Origin of the sequence: Caballeronia grimmiae, from assembly GCF_000698555.1 — a bacterium.
In the GTDB taxonomy this organism is placed as follows: Bacteria; Pseudomonadota; Gammaproteobacteria; order Burkholderiales; family Burkholderiaceae; genus Caballeronia; species Caballeronia grimmiae.
In genome coordinates this window covers 1-13,769 of sequence record NZ_JFHE01000035.1, presented here as the reverse complement: position 1 = coordinate 13,769, position 13,769 = coordinate 1, and the positions used below count along the sequence as shown (strand labels likewise).

The window sequence follows — 13,769 nt, the reverse complement described above, 5'->3', positions numbered from 1 at the left end:
CTCCGGGAGTCTGCCGATAGGCTCGGCAGCCTCTATATCTTACCGCGCAGCTTTTTTTATGGGGAGCCGGATCCGTGGCGCGCGCTCCGAAGCGCCCGTGTCACTTCCCATTCATGAGTCTCTTCTCGACGGCGTCCATCGCGCTGCCGACCTGATCGAAGAAGCCTTCGGATTGCAGCTTCTGTTGCATCAGTTCATTGATGCCGCCCTTGGTCGTGCACTGCTTCGCCAGTTCGCTGAACGAGTCGTTGCCGACCTGAGCCAGCTTTGCCAATCCGGAGTAATAGCCCGCAAGGAATGCGCGCGCACCCTCATAAGGAACGCCTCTTTCCGCGAGCCACTTCGCCTGTGCTTCCACGAAACCGTAGTAAGTCGACATCGTCGCAGTCGCCACCGAGAACAAGTCGAACTGCGCTTCCTCCGTCACTTCGACGGTCGTGCCGATCGCATCGAATATCGCCTTCGCTTGCGCGTTCCGAGGATAGACGACGGTGCTGCCACTTCCGTGCGCCGTCGCCGGCAAGGGAATGGCGCGGACGATCGCTGGATCGCCGCGAAGCGATCGCTTCAGGCGTTCGACCGTCAGGCCCGCCACGAAGCTGACGACGATCTGATCGGCCCGAAACGTCAGCGCTTGCAACACCGCTTCAGCGTTGTTCGGGACGACGGCAATGCACACGACATCGCTCGCATCGACCACCTGCTGATTCGATTCACGCACACGCACGCGATCATCGAGCTGCGCGAGTTGCGCGGCCACTTCGGCGTTACGAGGCGAAAGCGATATTTCATGCTTCGCGCCGCCTTCGCAAAGACCCGTGACAACTGCACGCGTGATGCCGCCTGACCCAATGAATCCAATTCGCATATTCTTCCCGTCCTCTTGGCTTAGTCTTCCAGCTTGATCCACGTGGTCTTCAGTTCGCAGTATTGGTCGTGTGCATACACCGACTTGTCTCGTCCGCCGAACCCGGATTGCTTGAAGCCGCCAAACGGCGTCGACAAGTCGCCCTCACCGAAGCAGTTGACCGTAACCGTCCCTGCTCGAATCCGCGATGCGATCTTGTGCGCATGATTGACGTTGTCGGTCCACAGCGACGCGGCCAGGCCGTAGCACGTATCGTTGGCGATACGCACGGCGTCTTCCACGTCGTCGTATTCGATGATGCAGAGCACCGGCCCGAACACTTCCTCGCGAGCGATGCTCATGTCCGGCGTGACCTTGTCGAAGATCGTCGGCTCGACGAACCAGCCGCCCGATCCGGTTTGCACCGCCTTGCCGCCGCACACCAGATTCGCGCCTTCTTTCCTGGCCTTTTCGATGTGCGAGAGCACCTTGTCATAATGACCGGATTCGATGAGCGCCCCGAGCCTGACATCGGGATCGAGCGGATCGCCGGTCCTCCAGCCGTCCAGCACCGCAAGCACCTTTTCGAGCAATTCCGCCTTCTTGCTCGACGCCACGATGATCCGCGAGCCCGCGCTGCAGTTCTCTCCCATGTTCCAGAACGCGGCGGCGACTGCGTTCTCCGCGACGGGATCGAGATTCGCGACGTCGGGCAGAATCACCTGCGGATTCTTGCCGCCGCATTCCAGCACGACGCGCTTCAGATTCGAATCGGCCGAATAGCGAAGGAATCGCTTGCCGGTTTCCGTCGAACCGGTGAAGGCGACGAGATCGACATCGGGATGGAGGCCCAGCGCCTGACCCGCGCCCTCGCCAAAGCCCGTGACGACATTGAACACGCCCGCAGGCAAGCCCGCTTCAGCCGCGAGATCCGCGATTCTCAGCGTGGAGAGCGACGTCTGCTCCGCAGGCTTGATGATCAAGCTATTGCCGACCGACAGCGCCGGACCGATCTTCCATGCGAGCATCAGCGCGGGGAAATTCCACGGCAGCACGCCCGCCACGACGCCGATCGGTTCGCGCGTAATCATGCTCACGACGCCCGCGCCGGACGGCGACAAAGCGTCATAGCGCTTATCGGTTACTTCGGCATGCCAACGGATGCACGCTGCCGATTCGGGAATGTCGAGTCCCATGCACTCGCTGACGGGCTTACCCGCTTCGAGCGCCTCGAGCAGCGCGAGCTCTTCGGCGTTCTCGTCGATGAGTTGCGCGAGGCGCAGCAAGACCGCCTTGCGATGTGACGGCGCGGCCTTCGACCAGACGCCGCTTTCAAAGGCCTCGCGGGCCGCAATCACCGCGCGATCGACATCGGCCTGCTCGCACCGGGCGATCTTCGCCAGCACTTTGCCCGTGGCAGGATTGAGTGTTTCGAACGTTGCCTCGGATGCAGCCGCGCATCGTTGGCCATTGATGAACGCGCGGCCATCGAGTGATGCGTTCGCGGCCATCTGCTTCCATTCTTCGTATGTGCTCATGTTTGACCTCGCGAAATCAAAGTTCGGCGCCTGCCGAGAGTTCCTTGAACCAAATGGCTGTCGACACAGCGATGTCAGAGATCGGCCGGCCGGGAAGCGGACGCGGTTTCGGTTGCTTCAACACCTGCTGCACGAGTTCGTTCGATTTGCCGAGCGCGTACTCGGCGATCAGCTTTCCCGCCGACGAACCGCGACTGAGCCCAAGCCCATTGCAGCCGATCGACTGGAAAATGCCGTCGTCGCGCTTGCCGAACAGCGATCCGCTATTCGCCGACAGACACAGCGCGCCGCCCCACGTGTACTCGAATTCGACGTCCTTCAACATCGGGAAACGCCGGTCGAAAGACCGCTGGTGCATCGCCCTGGCTTTGCTTATATCGGCGTCCGAAATACTTACGTCCGGCCGGAACGCGAAATGATTGCGGACACAGATGCGATCGGTAATCAATCTGCGCACCGTCGATCCGACGGGATCGGCCGGGATGAGCGCCCACGACGACAGACCGCCGAGCCTCGCCACTTCATCGCGATTCATCACGCGGGTCATCGATGCGAACGTGTACACGGGCAGCAAGCCGTTGGCGTCCTTCCCGAATCTGGCAGCATAAGAGTTCGTGCATAGAATCACCTCCTTAGCGACGATCTCCCCTTCGGCGAACGTAAGCCTTTTCACACCAGCGCCGGATTCGATGCCCTTGACCGCGCTCGATTCGAATACCTTGACGTTGTCTGGCAGTGCAGCCGCCAGTCCGCGCATCAACGCGGCGGGCTGTACCGTGCTGCATCCCGGTGTGAGGATGGCGGCTTTATAGAAATCGCTGCCCGTCACCGCGCGAATCGCCGCTTCGTCGAGCCATCCGAACTTTTCACCGATGATCTCCAGCCCCTTGGCGAAGTGCTCGAGCGCCCCCTTGCCGCGCTTGTTGACGGCGGCGTGATACTTGCCGTCGTCGCGCCAGTCGCAATCGATTCCATGTTCGATGACGGCGGACCGCACATAGTCGATTCCATGACGCTGCAAGCGGATGTCGGCTTTATCGGCTTCGACGCTGCGCGAATAGCTTTCACTGCTGATATCGTGCGGCAGGTCGACGAAGAAGCCCGAGTTGCGTCCGGCCGTGCCGCGTCCGATGCGATCCGCCTCCACGAGTGCGATCGACGAATCAGGACTGAGCTCCGCAAGACGCCGGGCCGCGCACAGTCCCGTGATGCCTCCGCCGATGACGACCCAATCGAATCGAAGGGTTGAAGCGACTTTCACCGCATTGGCCGGCGGCGGAAGACTTTCCCACCAGCCATTCACACCATCGGGAGTCGGTACGCGCCCGAAGTCCAGTTTGGAGCTCATACGATCTTCTATCTACTGTGCGTTGCGCAGCAAGGGTTGGACGACGGAAGCAAATGCCTTTCGTTCTTGGTCCGTCAGCGTGCCGAGCGGCGCACGCGCGTTGCCGACGGCCACGCCAGCGAGCTCGCAGCCGTATCGCACGTATTGAATGAATTTGCCGCTGCGTTCGAGCAGTTCGAGCACCGGCAGCAGTGCGCTCATCAGTTGACGGCCCTTCACGAAATCGCCTTGCGTGCAGGCTTCGAGCAGCTCGACGTGCGACTCGGGAATGAAGTTCGCCGCCGCGCCGACCCAGCTTTTCGCGCCCCACGCGAAGAACTCGAGCGCCTGATCGTCCATGCCGCAACTCAGCACGAGCCGGTCTTTGAAGTGAGTCGCCAGATGATGCAGATGGCCGATATCGCCGGTGCTTTCTTTCATCGCCTGAAAATTCGGGCGTTCCAGCAACTTCTCCAATACCGCGTCGCTGATTTCGGTGCCCGTTCGCGCGGGAAAGTTATAGAGCATGATCGGCAGATCGACGGCGTCATCGACCTTGAGAAAGTGCGTCAGAAGCTCTTCCTGCGTCGGCTGCGCGTAGTAAGGCGTGGCCATCAGGAGCGCGGACATGCCCGCCTGCTTCGCCGCAAGACCGAGGTGAATCACGTCCTTCGTCGTCGTTGCATTGATGCCGGCGGATAGCACCGTCTTGCCGCCGACCGCATCGACGACCGTGTGATACGTCTTCACGCGTTCGTCGAGCGTCAGCGCGTAATACTCACCCGTCGTGCCTCCGACGCCCAGGCCGCTTAACCGGCCCACTAGTCCTTTTGCGTGCCTGGCGAGCAGTGCGTGATCGATTTCGCCGTCCGCAGTGAATGGCGTTACCAGCGGTGCGTGAACTCCTTCGAAGCTGACCATCGTGTTCTCTCTCGATTCGGTTATGAAGTTGCGGTTAAGGTCCGTACGTACGCCGTTTTCAGACGAGCGCGTCGGCAGGCGAGTAGATGGGGAACTGGCTGCACAGATCGCGCACGCGGCTGCGCACTGAACGCTCGACGGCGTCGCTGCCCTGCGGATCGTTCTCGAGGGCGTCCAGCACTTCGAGAATCATCTCGCCGACCAGCTCGAATTCCCTCGCGCCGAAGCCGCGCGTCGTGCCCGCTGGCGTGCCGAGACGAATGCCCGATGTCACCGTCGGGTTTTCCGTGTCGAAGGGAATGCCGTTCTTGTTGCAGGTAATGCCGGCGCGCTCCAGTGCCTTTTCCGCTTGCGTGCCGGTGAGTCCTTTGGTGCGAAGATCGACGAGCAGCAGATGGTTGTCGGTGCCGCCCGTGACGAGACGCACGCCGCCTGCGCTGAGTACATCGCCGAGCGCGCCCGCGTTTTTCAACACCTGATCGATATACGTCCTGAATTCAGGCCGCAACGCTTCGCCGAAAGCCACCGCCTTGGCCGCGATGACGTGCATCAACGGTCCGCCTTGCAAGCCGGGGAATACCGCTGAGTTGATTTTCTTCGCGATATCGCCGTTGTTCGTCAGCACGAAGCCGCCGCGCGGGCCTCGCAACGTCTTGTGCGTTGTCGACGTGACCACGTCCGCAAAGCGGATCGGGTTCTCGTGACGCCCCGCCGCGACGATGCCCGCGATATGCGCCATATCGACCATCAGCAACGCGCCGACGCTATCCGCGATCTCGCGGAATCTGGCGAAATCGTGCGCCCTCGGATAAGCGGAATAACCGGCGATGATCATCTTCGGACGATGCGCTTCAGCCAGCCGCCGCACCTGCTCGAAGTCGATGCGATACGTATCGGGACTCACGCCGTATTGCACTGCGTTGAACCACTTGCCCGACAATGCAGGCCGCGCGCCGTGCGTGAGATGACCGCCCGCGTCGAGCGCCATGCCCATCACGGTGTCGCCAGGTTTAAGGAGCGCAAGCATCACTGCGCCGTTGGCCTGCGCGCCGGAGTGCGGCTGCACGTTCGCAAATTCCGCGTCGTAAAGGGCCTTGACGCGATCAATCGCCAGCGATTCGATCCGGTCGACGTGATCGCACCCGCCGTAATAGCGGCGCGACGGATATCCTTCGGCATACTTATTGGTTAGAACCGTTCCCTGAGCCTGCATGACCGCCGCCGAGACGATATTCTCCGAAGCGATCATCTCGATCTGCGTCTGCTGGCGGCGCAATTCCAGCGTAATTTCCGACGCAATCACCGGATCGCGGTCCTGAAGCGTCTCCGCGAAAAAACGTGCTGTTTGATTCATGTATCCGACTCCGACAACTTGCTGATAAAACGTAGTCGACATTCGATTGGCGCTGTCTTCCGGTCACGCCTCAGCGAAAGAAAGCGCCGGCGACGCTCACTGCTCGAGCCACGCTTTGACTTTCTCCGGATGCGCTTCGACGAACTTCTTCGCGGCGCCGGGCCAATCGTTGGTCGTGTTGCCTTCGTACTCGATCGACTCCACATCCGCCAGCGTCAGCTTGAAGTGGTGAAAGAAGACATCGGCGCGCGGGAACTTCGTCGCGAACTGCTTGGATGCAAAGCCGTGCACTTGTTCTTCGCCACCGAGTGCGCCTTTCGGGTCCTTCAGGTAGCGCATCTTCCACTTCTGCCACAGCCAGTGCGGGCTCCACACCGTCGTCACGACCCAGTTCTTTGACTGATATGCACGCGAGATGGAGGCGAGCATGCCGGCCTCACTCGACGACTGCAGCTTGTAGCCGGACAGGTCGTACTCCTTCATCGCCTTTTCCGATGCCTGCATCAGACCGCCGCCCGGCTCGATGCCCTGAATGGTCCCGTTCAGCTTGCTTTTGACCTCGGGCTTGTTGAGATCGGCGATCGATCCGAGTTCGCTCTCGGGGACATAGTCCGGCACCGCCCAGCCGTTCTTGCCGCCGGTATAGATGATGCCGGTGTCCGCCATGTCGTTCTTGTAACGCGAGTAATAGGCCCCGTGCGTCACCGGCAGCCATCCGCCGACCATGATGTCGAGGTCGCCGCGCGCAACGCCCTGATACTGGATGCCGATGTCGGCCTGCACGAACTTGACCGGCTGTTGCAGCTTCGTTTCGAGCACGTACTTCGCCACATTCGCGACCGCGAGCACGTCCGCCCAGTTCGTCACGGCGATCTTGATGGGCTCGGCAGCACCCGCCGATATCGCCGTCACGCCGAACGTCACGGCCAATGCCGTCTTTGCTAAAAAGCCTTTGAGGAAGCCGCCCGCCATTTTGCACTCCTTTATAGTTCGTACAGTCGTTAGATCGCGTGGTTAATCGTGAGTATTACCGTTCTTTCATCGGCTGCGCGAGGTGATTCGTCACGCTCGCGAAGCCGGACGTTCAGGTCTGCGCGGCACTGCTCGCGCCTTGCTTCAGGGACTTCGCCGACTTGCGCGGCTTCTTCTTCGACTTGACGCCGAAGCTTTCGGTGAGACGGTCCAGCACGATGGCCAGCAACACGACACCCAGGCCGCCTTCGAAGCCGATCCCGATATCGAGGCGCTGAATGCCGCTCAGAACGTACTCGCCAAGACCGCCCGCTCCAATCATCGATGCAACGACGACCATCGACAGCGCCATCATGATCGTCTGATTCACGCCCGCCATGATCGACGGCAATGCGTTCGGAAGCTGAATCTTCCACAGCAACTGCGCATCCGTGCTGCCAAACGCGCGGCCCGCTTCGAGCAGTTCCTCGCGCACCTGCTTGATGCCGAGCGTCGTCAGGCGCACCACGGGCGGCATCGCGAACACGATCGTTGCAATCACCGCAGGCACGCGGCCAAGGCCGAACAGAATGACCGCAGGAATCAGATACACGAAGGCCGGCATCGTCTGCATGAAGTCGAGCAGCGAACGCAGCACCACTTCGACTCGCCGGTTGCGCGCGCCCCAGATTCCCATGGGCACGCCGATAACGAGGCTAAAGAACGTGGCGGCTATGACGAGCGCCAGTGTCGATACCGTCTGCGCCCACAGCCCCATGTAATTGATCACGTACAGCGCCACGCCGACGAAGGCCGCGAACGCGACACCGCGGCGCCAGAGCGCGAGCGCCATCAGACTCACGAGCATGGCGATGAACGGCACCGCGGCCAGTCCATCTTCGAACAGCTTCACAAATGCGCCGAGGACGGACGAAAAGGCGTCGAATCCGCCGCGAAAATGCTCAAACAGAAAGTTGACGAGGTCTTCCGCGAACTTACCGAAAATCGATGATGACGAGTTCATGCTGCTCTCCGCTCCAACACTTGCCTGAGGATGGTACGGCACGACACGACGCCGGCGAGTTTGCCGTCACCGTCCACGACGGGAACGTCGTACTCGCGGCTGAGCGCGACGGAAGCCAGTTCGTGCAGGTCGGCTTCCGCTTGCACCGCATGCAGTTCCGGATGCAGCGCATCGCGCACGGTGCGATTGCCGGCCTTGTGCAGCCGGTCGAGCGTCACGCAACCCACGAAGCGGCCGGCCTCGTCGCAGACGTATCCGCAATCGACGTTCGAATCGATCATGTCCGTGAGATAGCGCTCCGCCGACGCGCCCACGTCGCACGCGAAGACGCCCTTCTGCGGCTTCTCCATCAGGCTCGATGCCGTCAGGAAGCGCGAGACGTCCACGTTGCGGAAGAAGTCCCGCACGTAATCGTCGGCGGGAGTCTGAATGAGTTCGGCGGGCGTGCCGACCTGAATGAGCCGGCCGTCTTTCATGATGCCGATACGGCCGCCGATCTTGATTGCCTCTTCGATATCGTGCGAAATGAAAACGATCGTGCGTTGCTCTTCCTTCTGCAAACGCAGCAACTCGTTTTGCATCTCGAAGCGGATCAGCGGGTCGAGCGCCGAGAACGCCTCGTCCATCAGCAGTACGGAAGGATTGACGGCGAGTGCGCGCGCAAGACCCACGCGCTGCTGCATGCCGCCCGACAGCTCGCTTGGCAGCAGCTTCTCGTACGAACCGAGTCCGACGCGCTGGAGCGCTGCACGAGCGGTCTCATAGCGTTCGGCCTTCTTCTGACCCGACACTTCGAGCCCGTAAGCGATGTTGTCGAGCACCGAGCGATTCGGCAGCAACGCGAACGACTGAAACACCATCGACATCTTCTGGCGCCGCACTTCCCGCAATTCGACGGTGGACATCGGGGCGATGTCGCGGCCTTCGAGAATGACGCTTCCGGATGTCGGCTCGATCAGGCGGTTCAACAGGCGAACCAGCGTCGACTTGCCCGATCCGGACAGCCCCATGATGACGAAAATCTCTCCGGCGCGGACGCTGAGACTGACATCGTCTACTGCAACCATGTTGCCGGTGAGTTCGAAGATTTCGTTGCGTCCGCGGCCTTGCCGCATCATGTCGAGCGCGCGCTCGGGCTTCTGTCCGAAGATCTTCGAGAGGTTCCTGACTTGCAGAATCTCCGCGCCGGCCGCAATGCCGGCTTCCCTGCTGGAAGCGGCGGCCGTGCCCTCAGGAACACTTACGTGTGCCAGGTTCTCCGGCGCAAGGGTCAAGTTGGGTGTCATCTTCTGTTCCGACTGATAGTCAACGAATCCGGCAGCACACTGTCCGGCGCGGCCCGCATCGAGCGCATCGTGTGGCCTTGCTGTCCGGCTTTATGCCCTGTCACCAAACGGCTTTACGCGTCTAATGTGGCGCATGCGAATCACACAGTGTTCTTATCGCCTGCAAATCAAAGCATCTGATTCGTCAGTGCCTGTCATCGGTTCAATTTATGCACGGGTCAAAGCGTATCAAGTCAAATTGGAACGCCCACTAACATTTCCTTGGCCATATGCCCTACTTTTGGTAATGCTGCTTTTGAGGGAATTCACGCGTGCAGACGCACCACGTCAGAGCTATATCGCCCGGAGCGTTATGGAGTGAGGCCTGGAGGCGTGTGGGAACCGCCCGGCTGCATCGATCGCCATGGCCGATGCCTTGCGCCTGAAACGGCGGACCTAGGGAATGTCCTTAAACGAACGACTAAGGGATCGCCCTTAGTCGGCTTACGGTAATGAACCGTCTTGCTTGAGGCATGGCGACGATTCGCGCCTACGTCGCAGTGGATGAGATAAACCGGGTCGCAAAAAGAAGAACGGCCTCGGCGTGCATTCACGCCGAGGCCGTCGCAGAGAAAGCGGTCTTCTCGTCTTATCCGGGCAAGCGCTTCGATGCTTCCACGCGATGCGCGTCGAAAGAAGGCGCGTTGTCATCCGCCGGCAGGGACGATGCCTGCGCCGCCGATACAACCGCTTCGACCGACGGACCGATCGCATCGGTGAAGGTCTTCGGATGAACGCCGATGGCGAGCACGAGCACGGCCATCGCGCCGAGCACGACGAACTCGCGCTTGCCGAGGTCCTTCAGCATCGCGACGCGCTCGTTCCTGACCGCGCCGAACATCACGCGCTTGTACATCCACAACGTATAGGCCGCGCTCAGAATCAGCGACAGCGCGGCAATCGCGCCGACCCAGAAGTTGAACCGGATCGCGCCCATCAGCACCAGAAATTCGCCGACGAAACCAGACGTGCCCGGCAAACCGACATTGGCCATCGAGAAGAGCATCGCGTAGGTGGCGAACTTCGGCATCGTATTGACGACGCCGCCATACGCATCGATCGAACCGCTACGGGTGCGGTCGAACAGCACGCCGGTACACAGCAGCATCGCACCGGACACCACGCCGTACGACAGCATTTGCACGACCGCGCCTTCGGTGCCCATCGGGTCGAACGTGAAGAGGCCGAGCGTGACGAGGCCCATGTGCGCGACCGCCGAATACGCGAGCAGCTTGCGCATGTCGGTCTGCGCGAGCGCGACGAGACTGCCATAGAGGACGGCGACGAGCGCCAGCGCGATCATCGCCGGAGCGAAGAAATGCGATGCATCGGGCACGATCGGCAACACGTAACGCAGCATGCCGTAGCCGCCGATCTTCAACATGCCGAGGAGCACCGCCGCGCCGGTCGGACCTTCCGCGTTCACGTCGGGCAGCCATGTATGGACGGGCCACATCGGCACCTTCACCGAGAACGCCGCCATGAAGCACACGAACACCACCAGTTGCGGCGCGAAGCCGATCTTCAGGTGCCGCCACGCGTCGATATCGAACGTATGCGACTGGCTCCACAGATAGATGAGCGCCGCAAGCATGGCGAGCGAGCCGAACAGCGAGATGAAGAAAAAGCGCATCGCCGCGTACACGCGACGCTCCGAGCCCCATGTTCCGATCAGCAGATACAGCGGAATCAGCGTTGCCTCGAAGAAGACGAAGAACAGCATGCCGTCGAGCGCGAGAAACACGCCCTGCATGCAGCCCGACAGTATGAGAAACGCGCCGTAATACTGCGCGACCTGTTTCGTGACGCTGCGCCATGACGCGACGAACACGATCAGCGTCGTCACCGCGGTCAGCACCGAGAACCACAGCGAGATGCCGTCGACGCCCAGGTGGTACGAAATACCGAACTGCGGAAGCCAGTCGATCCTTTCGGCGAACTGAATCGCACTCGAGGAAGCATCGAAGCGTGAGAGCAGCGGTATCACCGGCAGCAGCCCGAGCACCGCGCCGAACAGCGCGGCAGCGCGCGACAGCGTGGCGGACGGGCTGAACGTGAACACGAAGATGCCCGACACCACTGGAATCCAGATGAGAAAACTGAGTACGGACGGCAGATGCATAGTTTGAACGGTTTGAAGCGCAAAACGCCTCCCGCACGCCGCGTGGACGCGCAGGGACTGCGAAGTTGACGATGAGCTGACAGGCGGAACGGTGGCGCTGTTGATCCGAAGCCCTGAACGCAACCGAATTGAAAGCTACGTTTTATCTAGGGTTAACGAGAATAACCCAAAGAAAAAGTTTTCGGGGAATTGGCGGGGATCAAAGTCATTGCGCGTGGCGGCATTGACAAGCCGGGCCAGGTCGATTGACGCCTGACCGACGGTCCGTCTTGCTCGGTGCTTGCCCTGATTTGCGCCGGGCGGTGTGGCCCTTAGCCTAGTGGCAAGGAGACAAAGAATGAGAAAGGTATTCAACGCTGTCGTCTTTGCCGTCGTCGCTTACCTCGTGGCCGATCGCGCCATGCTGCACGCGCAGGCGCGCGACCTCGACGCCTCGTCGTGCGTGCGAGGCGCCGAGCAGGTCCGGGTGGATGCGCTCGACAAGGGCTTCAGCCACGCCGCCGCCAGCAGCCAGGGCAGCGCCTTCCGGTCGCAATGCCTGGTGACGGGCGGATCGCGCCCAGCCGCATGGCAAGCGATGCGCTGACGCGCGCCGCTAGAACTTCTCCTCGTCGGGCATCGGCCCGCGCGTCGGTCCCGGCGGCGGCGCGAGCCTGACGACGCGCCCGGAGCGCGCCGATTCGTAGATCGCCTCGATGATCCGCTGATCCTGCAGCCCTTCCTCGCCGGGCGTATGCGGCGTGCGATTGCGCACCACGCACAGCGCCATGTGATCCAGCTCGCGCGCGAACTGATCGACCGGATCGATCGTGATTTCTGTCGCCGCGTTTTTCTCTTCGATCAGCATCCCCTTGCGCAGCCGCAGCCCGTTATACGCGAACGCCGGATTCATCTCGGCCCACGCCTTCGCGCCCTGCACGCGGAAAAATCGCGCTTCGTGGGTCGCGTAGCTCGACGCGCACGTCGCGGTCGCGCCGCTCGGAAAGCGCAGGATGAAATGCACGCTTTGCTCGACCTCGCGGAAACGCGGATCGGAAGCCGGCTGCACGACGGTGCCGATGACTTCCGTCGGCTCCTCGTCCAGCAGGAATCGCGCGGCGTTGATGCAATAGATGCCGACGTCCGGCAGCGGCCCGCCTCCGGCCAGCGCGCGCTTGAGCCGCCACTGGCCGGGATCGCCCGCGTTCTGGGAATTGCCGGCGATGAACTCCGTCACCGGCCCCAGTTGCTTCTCCTTGATCCACTTCGCGACGAGGCGGTCCATCGGCTCGTACTGGCTGCGATACGCGATCATCAGCAGCCGGTTCGCGTTGCGGCATGCGTCGATCATGCGCTGGCAGTCGGCGACGCTCGTCGCCATCGGCTTTTCGCATAGCACGTGCTTGCCGATCTTCGCCGCGCGCTCCGTGTATTCGCGATGCATGCTGTTCGGCAGGACGATATAGACGACTTGCACATCGCGATTGTCGGCGAGGCGTTCGAAGCTGTCGTAGCCGTAGACGGCGGTGTCGGGCAGCCCGTATTGACGCGCGATCTTGCGAGCCTTGTCGGCGTCGCCGCTGACGAGCGCGGACAACTTCGCATATTTCGACGATGCGAGCGCCGGGAGAATCTGATTCAGCGACAAGCGCCCGAGCCCGACCACCGCGAAGCCGACGCGCTCATCCGGACGAGCGCGTGGATCGGGCGTCTCTTCCTGCTGCTCGGTCTGGGTATCCGCGATGGGCGGCAGCTTCACGGCGTTGGCATCGCCGGGCGTGCCTTGCGCTGCGTTCGCAACGCGCGCCGTGCCAGCGCCGCCTGCAAGCAGCGCGGCCGCGACGCCGGTTCCGGTGCGCTGAAGAAAGCGCCTGCGGGGAGTGTGTGAGTCGAGCGGGGCGTGCTCGTCGTCGAGAGGCGGAGTCGTCGGCATGGGAGGGATCGCTGATGGTTGGAAGGGCGCTCGATGCGAACACGTGTTCGAGCAAGCGCCGTTCCGTTACATCGCCCTGTCGAGGACACCGGGTTGGGCAAAACAACGACAAGTGCGCGGCTAACGCACGAGCGTCGACGCGAGCGGCGCATGCGCGTTCCGCACCGCTTCGACGAAGAGATTCGCGGGCATCGGCCGGCCCAGCAGATAGCCTTGCAGGATGTCGCAGCCGACTTCGGTCAGGTGCTTGCGCTGCTGACGCGTCTCCACGCCCTCGGCGACGATTCGCAGATTGAGCGTCCGCCCGAGCGCCACGACCGCCGATACGATCGCCGCGTCCTCGGTGCCGTGAGACAGTTGCCCCACGAAACCGCGATCGATCTTCAGTTCCGTCGCGGGCAGCCGCTTGAGATACAGCAGGCTCGAATAGCCGGTGCCGAAATCGTCG

General features: G+C 61.8%; 12 protein-coding genes. 1 reads left to right on the top strand and 11 read right to left on the bottom strand.

Translation table 11 applies throughout. The features are described from left to right. Window positions 1-100: 100 nt before the first annotated feature. The 9 genes from BG57_RS24555 to BG57_RS24515 all read right to left on the bottom strand — a co-directional run bounded on the left by BG57_RS24555 (window position 101) and on the right by BG57_RS24515 (window position 11,409). Window positions 101-868 (bottom strand): pyrroline-5-carboxylate reductase, encoded by a 768-nt coding sequence (locus BG57_RS24555; RefSeq protein WP_035969015.1) that lies wholly within the window; start codon window positions 866-868, stop codon window positions 101-103. 20 nt (window positions 869-888) lie between these two features. Next, window positions 889-2,385: an aldehyde dehydrogenase gene (locus BG57_RS24550; RefSeq protein ID WP_035969013.1), complete on the bottom strand. Its 1,497-nt coding sequence runs from the start codon at window positions 2,383-2,385 to the stop codon at window positions 889-891. A gap of 16 nt (window positions 2,386-2,401) precedes the next feature. Further along, a complete protein-coding gene (locus BG57_RS24545; protein WP_035969012.1) occupies window positions 2,402-3,733 on the bottom strand; it encodes an NAD(P)/FAD-dependent oxidoreductase in 1,332 nt (443 codons plus the stop codon). Between the two features lie 12 nt (window positions 3,734-3,745). Further along, window positions 3,746-4,633 (bottom strand): dihydrodipicolinate synthase family protein, encoded by an 888-nt coding sequence (locus BG57_RS24540; RefSeq protein WP_035969011.1) that lies wholly within the window; start codon window positions 4,631-4,633, stop codon window positions 3,746-3,748. A 58-nt stretch (window positions 4,634-4,691) separates the two neighbouring features. Continuing rightward, window positions 4,692-5,987, bottom strand: a complete 1,296-nt coding sequence (gene glyA / locus BG57_RS24535; protein WP_035969069.1) for a serine hydroxymethyltransferase — start codon at window positions 5,985-5,987, stop codon at window positions 4,692-4,694. Window positions 5,988-6,083: 96 nt separating this feature from the next. Further along, complete coding sequence (locus BG57_RS24530) at window positions 6,084-6,959, bottom strand: glycine betaine ABC transporter substrate-binding protein (RefSeq protein WP_035969010.1); 876 nt, start codon at window positions 6,957-6,959, stop codon at window positions 6,084-6,086. 112 nt (window positions 6,960-7,071) lie between these two features. Further along, the gene (locus BG57_RS24525) at window positions 7,072-7,962 is read right to left on the bottom strand and encodes an ABC transporter permease (protein WP_035969008.1); all 891 of its coding nucleotides are present in this window, start codon (window positions 7,960-7,962) and stop codon (window positions 7,072-7,074) included. After that, window positions 7,959-9,248, bottom strand: a complete 1,290-nt coding sequence (locus BG57_RS24520; RefSeq protein ID WP_035969007.1) for a quaternary amine ABC transporter ATP-binding protein — start codon at window positions 9,246-9,248, stop codon at window positions 7,959-7,961. Before BG57_RS24520 ends, BG57_RS24525 begins: the two co-directional genes overlap by 4 nt. Before the next feature lie 628 nt (window positions 9,249-9,876). Further along, a complete protein-coding gene (locus BG57_RS24515; protein ID WP_035969005.1) occupies window positions 9,877-11,409 on the bottom strand; it encodes a complex I subunit 4 family protein in 1,533 nt (510 codons plus the stop codon). A 337-nt stretch (window positions 11,410-11,746) separates the two neighbouring features. Here BG57_RS24515 and BG57_RS24510 point away from each other — a divergent pair, with 337 nt between their 5' ends. Further along, complete coding sequence (locus tag BG57_RS24510) at window positions 11,747-11,995, top strand: hypothetical protein (protein ID WP_035969003.1); 249 nt, start codon at window positions 11,747-11,749, stop codon at window positions 11,993-11,995. Window positions 11,996-12,004: 9 nt separating this feature from the next. On the opposite strand, the gene BG57_RS24505 is transcribed toward BG57_RS24510, so the two are convergent. Both BG57_RS24505 and BG57_RS24500 read right to left on the bottom strand, forming a co-directional pair. Next, entirely contained in the window at window positions 12,005-13,321 is a 1,317-nt protein-coding gene (locus tag BG57_RS24505) for a Gfo/Idh/MocA family protein (RefSeq protein WP_052005977.1), read from the bottom strand. A 120-nt stretch (window positions 13,322-13,441) separates the two neighbouring features. Next, on the bottom strand, window positions 13,442-13,769 hold a 328-nt coding region (locus BG57_RS24500; protein ID WP_035969002.1), incomplete at its 5' end, for an EAL domain-containing protein.

Coding starts and splice junctions, on each gene's coding strand:
- BG57_RS24555 (WP_035969015.1), bottom strand. CDS start 868: ATGCGAATTGGATTCATTGGGTCAGGCGGCATCACGCGTGCAGTTGTC.
- BG57_RS24550 (WP_035969013.1), bottom strand. CDS start 2,385: ATGAGCACATACGAAGAATGGAAGCAGATGGCCGCGAACGCATCACTC.
- BG57_RS24545 (WP_035969012.1), bottom strand. CDS start 3,733: ATGAGCTCCAAACTGGACTTCGGGCGCGTACCGACTCCCGATGGTGTG.
- BG57_RS24540 (WP_035969011.1), bottom strand. CDS start 4,633: ATGGTCAGCTTCGAAGGAGTTCACGCACCGCTGGTAACGCCATTCACT.
- glyA (WP_035969069.1), bottom strand. CDS start 5,987: ATGAATCAAACAGCACGTTTTTTCGCGGAGACGCTTCAGGACCGCGAT.
- BG57_RS24530 (WP_035969010.1), bottom strand. CDS start 6,959: ATGGCGGGCGGCTTCCTCAAAGGCTTTTTAGCAAAGACGGCATTGGCC.
- BG57_RS24525 (WP_035969008.1), bottom strand. CDS start 7,962: ATGAACTCGTCATCATCGATTTTCGGTAAGTTCGCGGAAGACCTCGTC.
- BG57_RS24520 (WP_035969007.1), bottom strand. CDS start 9,248: ATGACACCCAACTTGACCCTTGCGCCGGAGAACCTGGCACACGTAAGT.
- BG57_RS24515 (WP_035969005.1), bottom strand. CDS start 11,409: ATGCATCTGCCGTCCGTACTCAGTTTTCTCATCTGGATTCCAGTGGTG.
- BG57_RS24510 (WP_035969003.1), top strand. CDS start 11,747: ATGAGAAAGGTATTCAACGCTGTCGTCTTTGCCGTCGTCGCTTACCTC.
- BG57_RS24505 (WP_052005977.1), bottom strand. CDS start 13,321: ATGCCGACGACTCCGCCTCTCGACGACGAGCACGCCCCGCTCGACTCA.